13 protein-coding genes are annotated in these 15601 nt (G+C 71.6%); 8 read left to right on the top strand and 5 right to left on the bottom strand.

Annotated elements, in window-relative coordinates; genetic code table 11:
• Positions 1–270 precede the first annotated feature (270 nt).
• Entirely contained in the window at positions 271–906 is a 636-nt protein-coding gene (locus tag ACIRPT_RS09375) for a TetR family transcriptional regulator (protein ID WP_403824506.1), read from the top strand.
• Positions 907–1079: 173 nt separating this feature from the next.
• Here the strand turns inward: ACIRPT_RS09375 and ACIRPT_RS09370 are convergent, their stop codons facing one another.
• Positions 1080–1313: a ferredoxin gene (locus ACIRPT_RS09370; protein WP_403509168.1), complete on the bottom strand. Its 234-nt coding sequence runs from the start codon at positions 1311–1313 to the stop codon at positions 1080–1082.
• Positions 1313–2767 (bottom strand): aldehyde dehydrogenase, encoded by a 1455-nt coding sequence (locus ACIRPT_RS09365; protein ID WP_403509165.1) that lies wholly within the window; start codon positions 2765–2767, stop codon positions 1313–1315. Before ACIRPT_RS09365 ends, ACIRPT_RS09370 begins: the two co-directional genes overlap by 1 nt.
• Positions 2768–3084: 317 nt before the next feature.
• Between ACIRPT_RS09365 and ACIRPT_RS09360 the strand changes: the two genes are divergently transcribed.
• From ACIRPT_RS09360 to ACIRPT_RS09335, 6 genes are all read left to right on the top strand, one after another.
• Entirely contained in the window at positions 3085–4158 is a 1074-nt protein-coding gene (locus ACIRPT_RS09360) for an MBL fold metallo-hydrolase (RefSeq protein ID WP_403824502.1), read from the top strand.
• 554 nt (positions 4159–4712) lie between these two features.
• A complete protein-coding gene (locus ACIRPT_RS09355) occupies positions 4713–5999 on the top strand; it encodes a prenyltransferase/squalene oxidase repeat-containing protein (protein ID WP_403824500.1) in 1287 nt (428 codons plus the stop codon).
• Positions 6000–6016: 17 nt separating this feature from the next.
• Positions 6017–6679, top strand: a complete 663-nt coding sequence (locus ACIRPT_RS09350; protein ID WP_403824657.1) for an SCO2322 family protein — start codon at positions 6017–6019, stop codon at positions 6677–6679.
• A complete protein-coding gene (locus tag ACIRPT_RS09345) occupies positions 6676–7872 on the top strand; it encodes a CbiQ family ECF transporter T component (RefSeq protein ID WP_403824497.1) in 1197 nt (398 codons plus the stop codon). Before ACIRPT_RS09350 ends, ACIRPT_RS09345 begins: the two co-directional genes overlap by 4 nt.
• Positions 7869–9629: an ABC transporter ATP-binding protein gene (locus ACIRPT_RS09340; RefSeq protein WP_403824493.1), complete on the top strand. Its 1761-nt coding sequence runs from the start codon at positions 7869–7871 to the stop codon at positions 9627–9629. Before ACIRPT_RS09345 ends, ACIRPT_RS09340 begins: the two co-directional genes overlap by 4 nt.
• On the top strand, positions 9626–10606 hold the full coding sequence (locus ACIRPT_RS09335) for an ECF transporter S component (RefSeq protein WP_403824490.1): 981 nt from the start codon (positions 9626–9628) through the stop codon (positions 10604–10606). Before ACIRPT_RS09340 ends, ACIRPT_RS09335 begins: the two co-directional genes overlap by 4 nt.
• A 294-nt stretch (positions 10607–10900) precedes the next feature.
• Here ACIRPT_RS09335 and ACIRPT_RS09330 read toward each other — a convergent pair whose 3' ends face one another.
• Both ACIRPT_RS09330 and ACIRPT_RS09325 read right to left on the bottom strand, forming a co-directional pair.
• Positions 10901–12163 carry an alpha/beta hydrolase family protein gene (locus tag ACIRPT_RS09330; protein ID WP_403824487.1) on the bottom strand — a complete coding sequence of 421 codons (1263 nt, stop codon included), beginning with the start codon at positions 12161–12163 and terminating at the stop codon, positions 10901–10903.
• Positions 12164–12439: 276 nt separating this feature from the next.
• Entirely contained in the window at positions 12440–13609 is a 1170-nt protein-coding gene (locus tag ACIRPT_RS09325; RefSeq protein WP_403824484.1) for a steroid 3-ketoacyl-CoA thiolase, read from the bottom strand.
• A 310-nt stretch (positions 13610–13919) separates the two neighbouring features.
• Between ACIRPT_RS09325 and ACIRPT_RS09320 the strand changes: the two genes are divergently transcribed.
• Positions 13920–15152: a cytochrome P450 gene (locus ACIRPT_RS09320; protein WP_403824481.1), complete on the top strand. Its 1233-nt coding sequence runs from the start codon at positions 13920–13922 to the stop codon at positions 15150–15152.
• A gap of 71 nt (positions 15153–15223) precedes the next feature.
• On the opposite strand, the gene ACIRPT_RS09315 is transcribed toward ACIRPT_RS09320, so the two are convergent.
• Positions 15224–15562, bottom strand: coding sequence for a hypothetical protein (locus ACIRPT_RS09315; RefSeq protein ID WP_403824478.1), 339 nt, complete (start codon positions 15560–15562; stop codon positions 15224–15226).
• Positions 15563–15601: the final 39 nt, after the last annotated feature.

Here is a 15601-nt window from a genome sequence, read left to right as displayed (position 1 = left end):
TTCGCCGGAGCGTAACCGCTGGCGGTAATCTAGAACAAGTTTCAGAACTGTTCGGCCGACCGTCGGCCGGTCGTCGACGGACGAATCGGCCGGTTGCCGCCCGGCAGCCGGTTACCGATCAGTTCAGAAGCTTTGAATCTACCGGCCGAGAACGAAGCCAACAGAGGCGCACCAGGTGATTCGCGCCACGACCCGACCCCCTGCCATGCTGTGCCGATCACAGCACCGGCACTCACCGCATAGCGGACGGAAAGCCACGGAATGGGACACATGACTACGGAATCCAAGGCGGCCGGGGCGGCCGGGCCGACGCTTCCCGCGAGTCCTCCCCTGACCGAGCGTCAGGAGGCCCGGCGCCGCCGCATCCTGCACACCAGCGCCAAGCTGGCCGGCCGTGGCGGCTTCGACGCCGTACAGATGCGGGAGGTCGCCGAGCTCTCGGGCGTCGCGCTCGGCACCCTCTACCGCTACTTCCCCTCCAAGGTGCATCTGCTGGTCGCCACCATGCAGGACCAGCTCCAGCACATGCACGAAACGCTGCGCAAGCGCCCCCCGTCGGAGGAGGACCCGGGCGCGCGGGTCGCCCAGACCCTGATGCGGGCCTTCCGCGCCCTGCAGCGCGAACCGCACCTGGCGGACGCCATGGTGCGCGCCCTGACCTTCGCCGACCGCTCCGTCAGCCCCGAGGTGGACACCGTCTCCCGGCTGACCACCGCGATCATCCTCGACGCGATGGGCCTGGACGGACCGCCCACCCCCGAACAGCTCTCGGCGGTCCGGGTCATCGAGCACACCTGGCACTCGGCGCTGATCACCTGGCTGTCCGGCCGCGCCTCCATCGCCCAGGTCAAGATCGACATCGAGACGGTGTGCCGGCTGATCGGGGTGACGACGCCGGAGGGGTGAGCCGCACCGGAAGGACGAGCGGGAGGCGCCGCCGGGGGGCCGGGGCGTCCCGACGTCCCTCCGCGCGTTCGCCCCGCCGACCGCCCGGGTAGTGGGTCCCGCAAGGGGCCCTCCGTACCCTTACGGGTCCGCCGCCCCCGCCCCCTAGGGGCTCCCGCCCCGCCCCGCGCCCCTCACTCCTCCGGTGGGAACACCGCTTCCCCCGTCTCCGCGACCGTGATCAGGATCGCCTCGACCGGGCATCCCTCCGCCGCCGCCAGCACGCCCTCGGAGGCATCCCCCTCCGGCGCCACCGGATGCGACTGCCGCGCCGAGTCCAGCCAGAAACCGTCCGGCGACGCGCCGACGCACATCCCGGACCCGATGCATACGCTCCGGTCCACCTCCACCCGCCAGCGGTCCCCCATCACGCACCCGCCGGCAGATGGATCATCTTGTGCTCCAGATACTCGCCGAAGCCCTCGGGGCCGAACTCCCGCCCGACCCCGGAGTTCTTGTAGCCGCCGAACGGGCCGAGCATGTCGATGCTGAAGGTGTTCACCGAGTACGTACCGGTGCGCACCCGCCGCGCGATGTCGATGCCGTGCTCGACGTCGGCCGTCCACACCGAGCCGGAGAGCCCGTAGTCGGAGTCGTTGGCGATCCGCACCGCCTCCGCCTCGTCGTCGTACGGCAGCAGGCAGATGACCGGGCCGAAGATCTCCTCGCGGGCGATCCGCATGGAGTTGGCCACCTCGCCGAAGAGGGTCGGCTCGACGTACCAGCCCGTGGCCTGCTCCTTCGGCCGGCCGCCGCCGGTGAGGACCTTGGCGCCCTCCTGCTGGCCGAGCGCGATGTAGTCCAGCGAGCGCTGCTGCTGGCGGCGGGCGACCAGCGGGCCCAGTTCGGTGGCCGGATCCAGCGGGTCGCCGACCTTCAGCGCGGCCGCCGCCGCGGTGAACCGTTCGGCGATCTCGTCGTACCGGCTGCGCGGCGCGAGGATCCGGGTCTGGGCCACACAGGCCTGCCCGTTGATCATCCAGGCGAACGGCACGATGCCGGCCACCGCCGCGTCCAGATCCGCGTCCGGCAGGATGACGGCGGCGGACTTGCCGCCCAGCTCCAGCGTGACGCGGCTGAGGTTGCGGGCCGCGACCTCCATGACGCGCTTGCCCGCCGCCACCGAGCCGGTGAACGACACCTTGTCGACGCCCGGGTGCCCGACCAGGTACTCGCTCACCTCGCGGTCCGCGGGCAGGATCGACAGCACGCCCTCCGGCAGCCCGGCCTCGGTCGCGATCTCCGCGAGGAGGTACGCGTCGAGCGGGGTCTCCGGCGACACCTTCAGCACCGCCGAACAGCCGGCCAGCAGCGCCGGGGCGAGCTTGGCGGCGGCGGTGAACTGCGGGACGTTCCACGGCACCACGGCCGCGACCACCCCGACCGGCTCGCGCCGTACGAGGATCGGGCCCAGCGCCCCGGCCCGCCGCTCCTCGAAGGGGAAGTCGCGGGCCACGGTCAGCGCCGAGTCCCACGCCATCATCGCGGCCAGCGACTGCACCATGACACCGGAGGTCACCGGGGTGCCGTTCTCCGAGCTGATGACCTTGGCGATCTCCTCGCTGCGTACCGCGATGGCGTCCTTGATGCGGGTCACCACCGCGATCCGGTCCTCCAGAGGGGCGTTCGCCCAGACCCCGGACTCGAAGGACGTACGGGCCGCGGCCACCGCACGGTCCACATCGGCCCGCGAGGCGTGCGGGACGCGGCCGATGACCCGTTCGGTGTGCGGCGAGACGACCTCGATCGTGTCGCGGCCGGCCGGGTCGACCAACTCACCGCCTATATAGAGCTTTCCGTGCTCGACGAGGTCGTCGCTCATCGCTGCCGCCTCCCGACGGTTCTGACGGTTGCTGCCCTGATTCCTGCGCCGGTCCTTGGGGTGGTTCTTGGGTTCTTGGCCTGGTTCGTGTGCGGGTTCTTGCGTTGCTCGCTGACGGGGCGGTTTCCGGTCCGAGGTCTCCGTTCCTGACGCCTCATCAGGATTACGGTACGCACAGGAACTGATACCAGTTCTAGTTGACGGAGTCCACGGGGCGGACAGAATCCCAACCCCGGCACCACAAGGGCCACTTCGGGATGCCTTGAAACCAGTTCTAGTTATAGTGAAGTTGTACGGCACACCGAGAGGGGACCGGGATGACGACGCAGGTGACCGACCACCAGGGCGGGGTGTGGAGCATCGCCGTGCCCATCCCGGACAACCCGCTCGGCCACACCCTCGTACACCTCTTGGAGACGGATCGCGGGCCGGTGCTGATCGACACCGGCTGGGACGACCCGGACTCGTGGGACACGCTCGTCGCCGGGGTCACCGCGTGCGGGTTCGCCCTCGCCGACATCCATGGCGTGCTGATCACCCATCACCACCCCGATCACCACGGGCTGTCGGCCAAGGTGCGGGAGGCGTCCGGCGCCTGGATCGCGATGCATGCGGCGGATACGGCCGTGGTCCGGCGCACCCGGGAGGCCGTACCGGGGCAGTGGCTCGACTATCTGCTCGTCAAGCTGACGACGGCGGGCGCACCGGAAGCCCATCTGGCGCCGCTGCGGGAGGCTCGCGCGGGAGGGCGCGGCCGGAAGCTGCCCGGCCGGCGGGCCGCGCTGCCGGACCGGGAGATCGCACCCGGTGAGCTGCTCGATCTGCCGGGGAGGCGAGTGCGCGCCATCTGGACGCCGGGGCATACGCCGGGGCATGTGTGCCTGCATCTGGAGGAGGAGCATCCGGGGGTGGGGGCCTCGTCGGGGGCCGGGGCCTCGGGGCGGGCCGGCGGCTTCGGGCGGCTCTTCTCCGGCGATCATCTTCTGCCCGGCATCACGCCGCACATCGGCCTGTACGAGGACCCGGAGGAAACCTCAGCCACCGACCCCCTGGGCGACTACCTCGACTCCCTGGAGCGGATCGGGCGGCTGGCGCCGGCGGAGGTGCTGCCCGCGCATCAGCATGCGTTCACCGATGCGGAGGGGCGCGTACGCGAGCTCATCGCTCACCATGAGGAGCGGCTGTCCGGATTGAGAGCTCTGCTCCGCGAACCGCGTACCGCCTGGGAACTCGCCGAGTCCATCGAGTGGAACCGCCCCTGGGAACAGATCCCCTACGGCTCCCGCAACATCGCCGTCTCGGAGGCCGAGGCACATCTGCGACGCCTGGTGAAGCTGGGACATGCCGAGATGGTGCCGGGGTCGGACCCCGCGACGTACCTCGCGGTGTAGAGGCAGAGAAGGCAGGCGCGTCACGGCGGTCGGTGCGTCCCGGGTCGCCGGTGACTTCCGTAACAGGCCGAGGGCGCCGGGAGGCCGCGTGCTGCCGTCGGTGCAGCCGTGTGCAGCCGTGTGCAGCCGTGTGCAGCCGCGTGCTGCCGTAGGCGCAAGGGGACGGGCCGGGCGGCGGGGCGTTCGCCGGCGCCGTACGGGAGGCGGGGGCGGCGCGGCCGCCGGTTAGGGTGTGCGGGACAACTTCATCCGTGCCCGATCGGGGGAAGCCGGTGGAAATCCGGCGCTGACCCTCCCCCAAGCTCTCGGCTTCGCCGTCCGAGCCGGAGCACCCGCTGGGGCACGACCAAGGCTCCGCCACCAAGCCGTACTCGACGGCCGGTGCGCGGCACCGTCGAGGTATACGGAGCTGAGCCCGGTGCCACCCCCGCGATCCGCCCTCCGGAGCGCGGGGGCCGGCCGAGCGCGGCTGCGTACCACGTCAGTACCACCACTGCGTACCAGCGCTGCAATCCGACCCGAGAGGCACCGACCCGATGGCCACCATGGCTCCCATGACGCATTCCCTCGCTGTCCTGGCACGCCGCGCCGCCCCGGCGCTGGCCACCGTGGCCCTGCTGGGCGCGGCCGCTGCCCCCGCCGCCTACGCCGCCGACGCCGCCCCGTCCCCGTCGCCGAAGAAGCTGCCGGCCGGGCTGTACGGGACCAAGGACCCGCAGTACGACGGCGTCTGGCGGCAGTCGCTGGCGCTGCTGGCGCAGGACACGATGGGCGTGCGGCCCGCGGCGTCCGGCATCGACTGGCTCACCGGGCAGCAGTGCGCCGACGGTTCGTTCACGGGCTTCCGCGCCGATCCGGGCAAGGCCTGCGACGCGAAGACGATGCGGGACACCAACCAGACCGGCGCCGCGGTGCAGGCGCTGGCCGCGCTCGGCGGGCACGACGACACCGTGAAAAAGGCCGTGAAGTGGCTGAAGTCGGTGCAGAACGAGGACGGCGGCTGGAGCTCGATGCCCGGTTCGCCCAGCGACGCCAACTCCACCTCGGTGGTCATCGGCGCGCTCGTCTCCGTGGACGAGAAGCCCGCGTCCGTGACGGCGAAGAAGAGCGGCAAGAGCCCCTACGATGCGCTGCGGGCCTTCCAGCTGGGCTGTGACGCCAAGGAGGGCGAGCGGGGCGCGTTCGCCTTCCAGCCCAAGGACGGCGAGCTGGCCCCGAACGCCGATGCCACCGCGGCCGCCGCGCTGGGCGCGCTGGGCAAGGGCTTCGTCGTGGCGCCCGCGGGCAAGGACGTCGACGAGCCGGTCGAGGCGTTGGCCTGCAAGGACGGCAAGCCCGGCGCGAAGAGCAGCCCGGCGCGGGCCGCGTCGGCCGCGAGCGCCTACCTCGTCGCGCAGCTGGACAAGAACGGGCAGCACCTGATGTCCGCGATGCCGGGCGCGGAGGCGCAGCCCGACGTCGGCAACACCGCGGATGCGGTCGTCGCGCTGGCGGCCGGTTCGCACGGTGCCGCCGCGCAGAAGCCCCTGAAGTGGCTGGAGAAGAACTCGGCGGACTGGGCCAAGCAGAACGGCCCCGCCGCCTACGCCCAGTTGGTGCTCGCCGCGCGCGCCGCCGGCGCCGACCCGCGATCCTTCGGCGGCACGGACCTGGTGGCCGCACTGAACGCCACCGGCCCCAAGCCTGCGGGCAGCGCGGCGCCGTCGACCGCCCCTGAGAAGGACGCCAAGGGCAGCGACAGCAACGGCATCCCCTGGTGGATCATCGGGGTCGGGCTCGCCTTCGGCGCCGGGATCGGCTTCCTGATCAGCGGCCGTAACAAGAAGAAGAACGAGCTGTGAGACGGGGAAGGAGTCCCCTGCGGCGCGGCAGGTCGGCCGGCGCGCTGCTGCTGGCCGGTGCGGTCACCGGGCTGGCGGCCGCGCCCGCGCAGGCGCAGGAATACCGCTACTGGTCGTTCTGGGACAGCAAGGGCGGCGCCTGGTCGTACGCCTCCGAGGGCCCGGCCACCGCGCGCCCGGCCGACGGCAGCGTCCAGGGGTTCCGGTTCACCGTCAGCGCCGACTCCGCCGCGGCAGGCAAGCCGCGCACGGCCGCCGATTTCGATGCGCTGTGCCAGGGCACGCCCGCCAAGTCCGGCAGCAAGCGGATCGGCATCGTCATCGACTTCGGCACCGCGGCGGACGCGCCCGACGGCGAGACGCCGCCCAAGGCCCGTACGGAGTGCGCCCGGGTGCCCGAGGACGCCTCGGCCGGCGAGGCGCTGGCCGCGGTCGCCAAGCAACTGCGCTACGACCCCAACGCGCTGCTGTGCGCCATCGCCGGCTATCCGAAGTCGGGGTGCGCGGACCAGGTGAGCGGGGCGAAGAAACCCTCCGCGGCGCCGTCTTCGCAGGCGGCGGGGGACGCGCAGGGTGACGGGGACGGCGGCGGCCCGTCCGCCGGGCTGCTCGGCGGCATCGCGGCCGTCGTCGTACTGGGCGCGGCCGCCGTGTGGCAGGCACGCCGCCGGCGCGGATGAGCGCCCCGCAGGCGACCCGCAGCAACGCGCTGCACGCCGGCGCTTGGTGGCTGTGGGCGCTCGGCCTGGCGACCGCGGCCTCGCGTACCACCAATCCGCTGCTGCTCGGGCTGCTGGTCGGGGTGGCCGGCTATGTCGTCGCGGCCCGCCGGACGGACGCGCCCTGGGCCCGCTCCTACGGGGCGTTCGTCAAGCTCGGTCTGCTGGTGATCGTCATCCGGCTGGTCTTCGCCGTGGTCCTCGGCTCGCCGATCCCCGGTACGCACACCCTGGTCACGCTGCCGGAAGTGCCGCTTCCCGACTGGGCGAAGGGGGTGCGGGTCGGTGGCCGGGTCACCGCGGAGGGCCTGGCCTTCGCCTTCTACGACGGGCTGAAGCTGGCCACCCTGCTGATCTGCGTCGGCGCCGCCAACGCGCTCGCCAACCCCGCCCGGCTGCTGAAGTCCCTGCCCGGTGCGCTGTACGAGGCGGGTGTGGCGGTCGTCGTGGCGATGACCTTCGCGCCGAATCTGGTGGCCGACGTCCAGCGGCTGCGGGCTGCCCGGCGGCTGCGCGGGCGGCCCGACCGCGGGTTCAAGGCGCTGCTGCAGGTGGGGCTGCCGGTGCTGGAGGGCGCGCTGGAGCGGTCGGTGGCGCTGGCCGCGGCGATGGATGCGCGCGGTTACGGGCGCAGCGCCCAGGTACCGCCCGCCGTGCGGCACACCACTTCCGTCCTCACGCTCGGCGGGCTGCTCGGTGTTTGCGCCGGCACGTACGGGCTGCTGTCGGACGCCGGCGCCGGGTACGGGCTGCCGCTGCTGCTCGCCGGGCTCGCGGCGGCGCTCGGGGGGCTGTGGCTCGGCGGCCGCCGCTCCGTCCGCACCCGCTACCGGCCCGAACGCTGGGGCCCGCGCGCCTGCCTGGTCGCCGGCTCGGGTATCGCCGTGGCCGCCCTGATGCTCTGGGCGAACGCCTACGCCCCCGCCGCCCTCCATCCGCCCGCCGTCCCCCTGACCGCCCCGGTCCTCCCCCTCTGGCCGGCCGCCTCCCTCCTGCTCGGCCTGCTGCCCGCCTTCGTCGCCCCGATGCCGCCCGGCGCGGGAAGCGGGGCGCGGCTCCGGGGGCGGACGCAACCGCCGCGCGCCGCGGAAACCGGGTCCGTGACCGGGGCGCCGCGCCCCTCCGCCCCGCTCAAGAAGGAGCCCACCCAGTGATCCGGTTCGAGCAGGTCTCGGTCACCTACGGGGACGCCGCCGCGCCCGCCGTCCAGGGCATCGACCTGACCGTCCCCGAGGGCGAACTGTGCCTCCTGGTCGGCCCGTCCGGCGTCGGCAAGTCCACCGTTCTGAACGCCGTCTGCGGGCTCGTACCGCATTTCACCGGCGGCACCCTGCGCGGCCGCGTCACCGTCGACGGCCGTGACACCCGCACCCACAAGCCGCGCGAACTGGCCGATGTCGTCGGCACGGTGGGCCAGGACCCGCTGTCCCACTTCGTCACCGACACCGTCGAGGACGAGCTCGCCTACGGCATGGAATCGCTCGGCCTCGCCCCGGACGTGATGCGCCGCCGCGTCGAGGAAACGCTGGACCTGCTGGGCCTGGCCGATCTGCGCGACCGCGCCATCGCCACGCTCTCCGGCGGCCAGATGCAGCGGGTGGCGATCGGCTCGGTGCTCACCACCCACCCCAAGGTCCTGGTCCTGGACGAGCCGACCTCCGCCCTCGACCCGGCCGCCGCCGAGGAGGTCCTCGCCGTACTCCAGCGGCTGGTCCATGACCTCGGGACGACGGTCCTGCTGGCCGAACACCGGCTGGAACGCGTCGTCCAGTACGCGGACCAGGTCATTCTGCTGCCCGCCCCCGGCGCGGCCCCCGTGATGGGCGATCCCGCCGAGATCATGGCCGTCTCTCCCGTACACCCTCCGGTGGTAGCCCTCGGACGGCTCGCCCACTGGTCCCCTCTGCCGCTGTCCGTACGCGACGCCCGGCGCAAGGCGGCCTCGCTCCGCGAGCGGCTGGCGGGGGTGGCGCCGGAGGGGGTGGCGGGGGCTGGCGGTTCTGGCGGTTCTGCTGACTCTGGAAGTCCTGCCGGTTTTGCCGGTCCTGTGGGGTCTGCCGGTGGGTCCGGGGGTGGGGGCGCGAGGGGGGACGCGGGCGCTGTCGGCTCCTCCGGGGGGCCCTCCCCCCTCCCCCTCCCCACCCCCGCCGCTTCCTCTGTGGTTGTCTCGGGGCTCGGTGTCCGGCGCGGGCGGGTTGATGCCCTGCACCGGGTGGACCTCACGGTTCAACCGGGCGAGACCATCGCGCTGATGGGCCGCAATGGCGCGGGCAAGTCCACGCTTTTGACCACCCTCGTCGGCATGCACGAACCGTCCGCCGGCACGGTCCGCATCGGCGACGTCACCCCGCATCGCACCGGCCCCCGCACGCTCCTCAAGCACGTCGGCCTCGTCCCCCAGGAACCCCGCGACCTCCTCTACGCCGACACCGTCGCCGCCGAATGCACCGCCGCCGACCACGACGCGGCCGCCCCCGCCGGCACCTGCCGCGACCTCGTCACCCGGCTGCTGCCGGACGTTCCGGACTCCGTCCACCCCCGCGACCTGTCCGAAGGCCAACGCCTCGCCCTCGCCCTGGCGGTCGTCCTGACCGCCCGCCCGCCTCTCCTCCTTCTCGACGAGCCCACCCGCGGCCTGGATTACGCCGCGAAGGCCCGCCTGATCGACGTGCTTCGCGCCCTTGCCGCCGAAGGGCACGCCATCGTCCTGGCCACCCATGACGTGGAACTGGCCGCCGAACTCTCCCATCGCGTCGTCATCCTGGCCGACGGCGAAATCGTCGCCGACGGCCCCACCAGCGAGGTCGTGGTCTCCTCCCCCTCCTTCGCCCCTCAGGTCGCCAAGGTCCTCGCCCCCCTCCCCTGGCTGACCGTCCCCCAGGTCGCCCGCGCCCTGGAGGCCACGCCATGACTCCGGCCGCCCCCGACTCCCCCGCCGGACGCGAGCCCCGGGCCGGCTCACCGGACCCCGGACAAAGGCCCGTTGGGCGGGCCGCCGCCGGCCGCCAGACCCGGGCCATACGCCTTGGGCCCCGCTCCGTCGCCGCCCTGGCGCTCACCTCGGCCATCGGCGTGATGGCATTCGGCTGGCCGCTGCTCGCCGACTCCGCCTCCGGGCTCGCCCACTCCAAGGACGCACCCTGGCTGTTCGCCGCGCTGCTGCCGATGCTGCTCGCCGTCGTCGTGGCGACCATCGCCGACAGCGGCCTGGACGCGAAGGCCATCGCCATGCTCGGCGTACTGGCAGCGGCCGGAGCCGCCATGCGCCCACTGGGAGCGGGCACCGCCGGCATCGAGCCGATGTTCTTCCTGATGGTGCTGGCGGGCCGGGTGCTCGGCCCCGGCTTCGGCTTCGTCCTGGGATCCGTGGCGATGTTCGCGTCGGCGCTGCTGACCGGCGGAGTCGGCCCCTGGATGCCCTTCCAGATGCTGACCATGGGCTGGGTGTCCATGGGTGCCGGTCTGCTCCCGGGGGCCATGGAGGCCCCCTCTGCTCATGGCGGTCCCCCCGCTCGCGGGAAGCCGGGAATGAGGGAGAAGCCGAGAGCTTGGCGGAGCCTGCGCGGCCGCCGCGAAATCGCCCTGCTCTCCGCCTACGGAGCGGTCGCCGCCGTCCTCTACGGCCTGATCATGAACCTCCAAGGCTGGCCCTATATCGCCGGGATGACCTCAGGGGTCTCCTTCGTCCCCGGCGATCCGCTGAACGAAAACCTCACCCGCTTCCTCGCCTACTGTCTCGCCACCTCCCTCGGCTGGGACCTCCCCCGAGCCCTGGTCACCGTAATCCTGACCTGCACTCTCGGCGGAACCATCCTCAAGGCCCTGCGCCGGGCCACCCGCCGTGCCGCCTTCGACGCCCCGGCCTCCTTCGCCAGTCAGGCCAAGTGAGCAGAGCGGGCTCGTGATCACTTCGCCTGTCCCGGGCCGTTGGGGACAGGATGGTGGCCCGCGTTCCGGCCGTGCCGCGCGCTCCCCAGCTGTGCCGGCAGGCACGCCGGCGGCCACTGTGCCCGCCACTGCCCTCCTCTACTCGGCCCGCTGAAGATCGTGCCGGGGGGTGTTCCCCGCACACACCCCGCGCACTCGTACTGCCCCCGCTCCCTGCCCCTGCCCCGCAGCTGCGGGGCGGCCTGGGACCGGTTCAGCCCCCTCGCGTTCGCTCCGGACATTCGCTCCAGATGTTCACTCGCCGATGAAGGGGAGAGAGCGGGCTATGGACGGTTCCGAGCGGAGGAAGGAGGTGTAGTGGTTGGCGTCGCGACCCTGGTCGACGACCTTGACCTTGGCGCCGCGGCTCGCCAGTTCCCGTGCGCAGCTGCGTGCGTTGGCTATGGGGACGTCCCGGTCGCCCGTCGCCGTGTAGAGGGTGATGCGTATGTCGCGGTCCGGCGTCCAGTCGCAGGTGCGGTCGTTGGCGTGCAGCACCTGCAGCAGGGCACCGGAAGGGTGCTGGAGTTTTTTGTACCAGGCGTCCGTCAGCAGGTCTTCGAGGCGGCCGGGCAGCTTGCCGGCTATGTCTTCCGCCGGGTGTGCGCCGTCGAAGAGATCTTCCACACGGTCGGCATAGGGGGCGCGGAACACCTCGCTCGGGTCGGCGTAGAGCGGGTGCAGGCGGTTCTGAGCGGTGAGGAAGAAGGAGATGTAGAAGACGGCGGACCGGGGATCGACTCGGCCGTCGAACATGGCGGGGAGTTCGCTGCCGTCGAGGTCGTAGGGGCCGCCTACCGGCGCGAGCACGGCGAGGCGGAAGTGGGGGTCGGCGCCTCGGGCCAGCTCGCGGCCCAGCTCCATGGTGACCTGCCCGCCCTGCGAGAAGCCGGTGACGGAGACTTTGCGGCCGAGCGCCGCGCCCAGCTTCGGGGCGGCGGAGCGGGCCGCGCGGAGCATGTCGAGGGAAGCCGAAGCCGCGGATCGGGCGTCCATGTAGGGGTGGCGGCCGGGGCTCGTACCGAGACCGAGGTAGTCGGGGGCGATGGCGGCGCGGCCCGCTGAGGCGTAGAGCATCGAAACGGTCCGGTCGGGGCCCTCGGATACCGAGGGCGCATAGCCGCGGTAGGCGAGGGTGCCGTGGGCATGGACGACGGTCGGGAGTTGGCGGCCGGCGGCGAGAGGGCGGGAAAGGGGGAGGGCCAGCAGGCCGGATGCGGTGGTCGGGCGGCCGTCCGGTGTGATCGTGCGGTAGGTGAGGCGGTAGGCGGCGACGCCATGCCGTGCGGTGGCCGCATCGAGGCCTGCCTTTTGTGCCTGGGCGATGACTTCGTCGCGGTTCAGGCTGCCGAGCGGGGTGAGGGTGAGTAACGCCCCGCGCCCCGCGTCGCGCCCCGGCACGGCCGTCGCGACATCGGCCGATACCGGCGTCGCGACGGCCGGCGGCGCGGCGAGGGCCGGGGCTGCGGTGAGCGCGGCCAGCGCCATGGCGGCGCCCGCGGCCAGCCCTCGCGACACCCGCCGCGGTGAGGGGCGTCGAGGGGATGGGCGTTGCTGCGATGCGTGTCCCTGTGTGAGGGAGCGACTCCCGCTCGCTGCTGCCGATGTTTTCCGCTGTGTTCTGGTCATGCTTCGACGGTACGAAGGTCGTGCGCGGCGGAGAATGCGGTTTTCCACCCAACTCAGCTGTGGTTTTCCGCAGGTTGGGATGCTGACTCAGGCTGGGACGCCGACTCAGGCAGGCACGTCTCCGCAGGATGGGGATGTCTCCGCCGCAGCCAGGGACGACGTCCCCTACAACCGCTGAATGATCGTTCCCGTCGCGAGGGCGCCGCCCGCGCACATCGTGATCAGGGCGAATTCCTTGTCCGTGCGTTCGAGTTCATGCAGCGCTGTGGTGATGAGGCGGGCGCCGGTGGCTCCGACCGGGTGGCCGAGGGCGATGGCACCGCCGTTCACGTTGACCTTCGCCAGGTCCTGTTCGAAGACCTGGGCCCATGAGAGGACGACGGACGCGAAGGCTTCGTTGATCTCGACGAGGTCGATGTCCTTGAGGGACATGCCGGCCTTGCCGAGCACGGCGCGGGTTGCGTCGATGGGCCCGTCGAGATGGAAGTGCGGATCGGAGCCGACCAGCGCCTGGGCCACGATGCGGGCCCGCGGCCTGAGTTTGAGGGCGCGGGCCATGCGCTTGGAGGCCCACATCACCGCGCTCGCGCCGTCGGAGATCTGTGAGGAGTTGCCCGCGGTGTGCACGGCGGTCGGCATCACGGCCTTGAGGCCGGCCAGCGCTTCCATGGTGGTGTCGCGCAGCCCCTCGTCGCGGTCGACCAGCCGCCACATGCCCTGGCCGGCGGCCTGTTCCTCCTCGGTGGTGGGGACCTGGACGGCGAAGGTTTCGCGCTTGAAGCGCTCCTCGGACCAGGCGTTGGCCGCCCGTTCCTGCGAGATCAGGCCGAGCGAGTCGACGTTCTCGCGGGTCAGTCCGCGGTTGCGGGCGATGCGTTCGGCCGCCTCGAACTGGTTGGGGAGGTCGACGTTCCACTCGTCGGGCCAGGGCTTGCCGGGGCCGTGCTTGGAGCCGCTGCCCAGCGGGACCCGGGACATCGCCTCGACGCCGCAGCCGATGCCGATGTCGATCACGCCGCCCGCGATCATGTTGGCGATCATGTGGTTGGCCTGCTGGGAGGACCCGCACTGGCAGTCGACGGTGGTGGCCGCGGTCTCGTACGGGAGGCCCATCGCGAGCCAGGCGTTGCGGGCGGGGTTCATGGACTGTTCGCCGGCGTGGGTGACGGTGCCGCCGACGATCTGCTCGATGCAGTCGGGCTGGATGGCGGTGCGCGCGAGGAGTTCGCGGTAGGTCTCGCCCAGGAGGTAGGCGGGGTGGAGGTTGGCGAGCGCGCCTCCGCGCTTGCCGATGGGGGTGCGTACGGCTTCGACGATGACGGGTTCCGCGGCCATGACTGACTCGTCCTCTCCTCGCGTCCGCGGGGCGTCCCGGCACCCACGGAAGAAGAACTAGTACGCGTTCTACTTCTACAAACAGTCTTATGAGCCTCACCCCGGCGCGCAAGGGTTGTGCACCACCCTTGTCGGCAACAGGTCTCGTCACACCCCTTGCCACTTGTAGAACTCGTTACTACCTTCACGGCGATCGATATCTGAGACACCGTCAGAATCGTTCAATCGTCCAGGAACCGCCTCGGAGAGACCGCAGAACTGCGCCAGAACAGACAGAACTCTCGGATGCCAGATTGGCCAGGAGTCGCCCATGTCATGCCCAGCGTTGCCCGAAGGGTTCGACTTCACCGACCCCGACGTCTACCAAGCCCGCGTCCCGCTACCGGAGTTCGCGCAGCTGCGGGCGACCGCGCCCGTGTGGTGGAACGCCCAGCCGCACGGCATCGCGGGCTTCGGCGACGACGGCTACTGGGTCGTCACCCGCCACGAGGACGTCAAGGAGGTGTCCACCAAACCGGACGTCTTCTCCGCCAACCTCAACACCTCGATCATCCGCTTCAACGAGTCCATGACCCGCGACCAGATCGACGTCCAGAAGCTGATCATGCTGAACATGGACCCGCCGGAGCACACCCGGGTCCGCCAGATAGTGCAGCGCGGCTTCACCCCGCGCGCCATCCGCGCCCTGGAGGACGCCCTGCGCCACCGGGCGGCGCGGATCGTCGACGAGGCGCGGCAGAAGGGGGCCGGGGACTTCGTCACGGACATCGCCTGCGAACTCCCCCTCCAGGCGATCGCCGAACTCATCGGCATCCCCCAGGACGACCGGGCCCGCATCTTCGACTGGTCGAACAAGATGATCGCGTACGACGATCCCGAACTGGCCATCACCGAAGAGGTCGGCACCAACGCGGCCATGGAGCTGATCTCGTACGCGATGAATCTCGCCGCGGCACGCAAGGAGTGTCCGGCCAAGGACATCGTCAGCCGTCTGGTGGCGGCGGAGGGCGACGGGAATCTCGGTTCCGATGAATTCGGCTTCTTCGTCCTCCTGTTGGCGGTCGCCGGCAACGAGACGACGCGGAACGCGATCACGCACGGTATGCATGCCTTCCTCACCCATCCCGACCAGTGGGAGCTCTACAAGCGCGAGCGCCCCGATACCGCGGCCGAGGAAATAGTGCGGTGGGCCACGCCGGTGGTCTCCTTCCAGCGCACCGCCACCCAGGACACCGAACTGGGCGGCGCAAAAATCAAACAGGGCCAGCGGGTGGGGATCTTCTACTCCTCCGCCAATAACGACCCGGAGGTCTTCGACCACCCGGAAGTCTTCGACATCACCCGCGATCCCAACCCCCATCTGGGATTCGGGGGCGGCGGGCCCCATTTCTGCCTCGGCAAATCCCTGGCGGTGCTCGAGATCAACCTGATCTTCAATGCCATCGCGGACGCCATGCCCGGTATCTCGCTGACGGGCGATCCGCGCCGGCTCCGCTCCGCTTGGCTCAACGGCGTCAAGGAACTGCAGGTGCAGTACGGCTGACGGGGCGCCGACGGGGCCCTGCCGCTTCTTCCGGTCGAGCCCCGGGCGCCCGGCTTCCCGGGGCGCACCGTTCAGCGCGCGGTGAGCCCCGCGGCGACCAGCGCCACCAGGACCGCCACCGCCATCGTTGCGCTGAGGTATGCCGTGATCAGACGCCGCCGCAGGGCCTGGTACGCGCCGTCGTATTCGGTGCGCAGGGCGGCGCTGCGTGCGGCGATGCGCTCCAGGTAGGCCTGGGTGGCGTGGTGCTGGTCCTGGCAATAGCGCCGTTCCACTTCGCTGCGCTGGGTATCGGTGAGCCAGGGCAGGCCCGCGCAGAAGGCGTCGGCCCGAGTGCGGGCCCGTTCTTTTTCCGCTTCCCAGAGCAGATATCCCTCGATCTCGTTGATGACCGCCTCGGTGTCGCTCATCCGCATTCCTCGCCCATCTCTCCTCCGCGTTCTCTGCCC

It is taken from the genome of Streptomyces sp. NPDC101227 (assembly GCF_044767545.1).
Classification (GTDB): domain Bacteria; phylum Actinomycetota; class Actinomycetes; order Streptomycetales; family Streptomycetaceae; genus Streptomyces.
Note: the sequence above shows the minus strand (reverse complement) of the source record. Positions and strands in the feature narration are given on the sequence as shown.

Coding starts and splice junctions, on each gene's coding strand:
- ACIRPT_RS09375 (WP_403824506.1), top strand. CDS start 271: ATGACTACGGAATCCAAGGCGGCCGGGGCGGCCGGGCCGACGCTTCCC.
- ACIRPT_RS09370 (WP_403509168.1), bottom strand. CDS start 1,313: ATGGGGGACCGCTGGCGGGTGGAGGTGGACCGGAGCGTATGCATCGGG.
- ACIRPT_RS09365 (WP_403509165.1), bottom strand. CDS start 2,767: ATGAGCGACGACCTCGTCGAGCACGGAAAGCTCTATATAGGCGGTGAG.
- ACIRPT_RS09360 (WP_403824502.1), top strand. CDS start 3,085: ATGACGACGCAGGTGACCGACCACCAGGGCGGGGTGTGGAGCATCGCC.
- ACIRPT_RS09355 (WP_403824500.1), top strand. CDS start 4,713: ATGACGCATTCCCTCGCTGTCCTGGCACGCCGCGCCGCCCCGGCGCTG.
- ACIRPT_RS09345 (WP_403824497.1), top strand. CDS start 6,676: ATGAGCGCCCCGCAGGCGACCCGCAGCAACGCGCTGCACGCCGGCGCT.
- ACIRPT_RS09335 (WP_403824490.1), top strand. CDS start 9,626: ATGACTCCGGCCGCCCCCGACTCCCCCGCCGGACGCGAGCCCCGGGCC.
- ACIRPT_RS09325 (WP_403824484.1), bottom strand. CDS start 13,609: ATGGCCGCGGAACCCGTCATCGTCGAAGCCGTACGCACCCCCATCGGC.
- ACIRPT_RS09320 (WP_403824481.1), top strand. CDS start 13,920: ATGTCATGCCCAGCGTTGCCCGAAGGGTTCGACTTCACCGACCCCGAC.
- ACIRPT_RS09315 (WP_403824478.1), bottom strand. CDS start 15,562: ATGAGCGACACCGAGGCGGTCATCAACGAGATCGAGGGATATCTGCTC.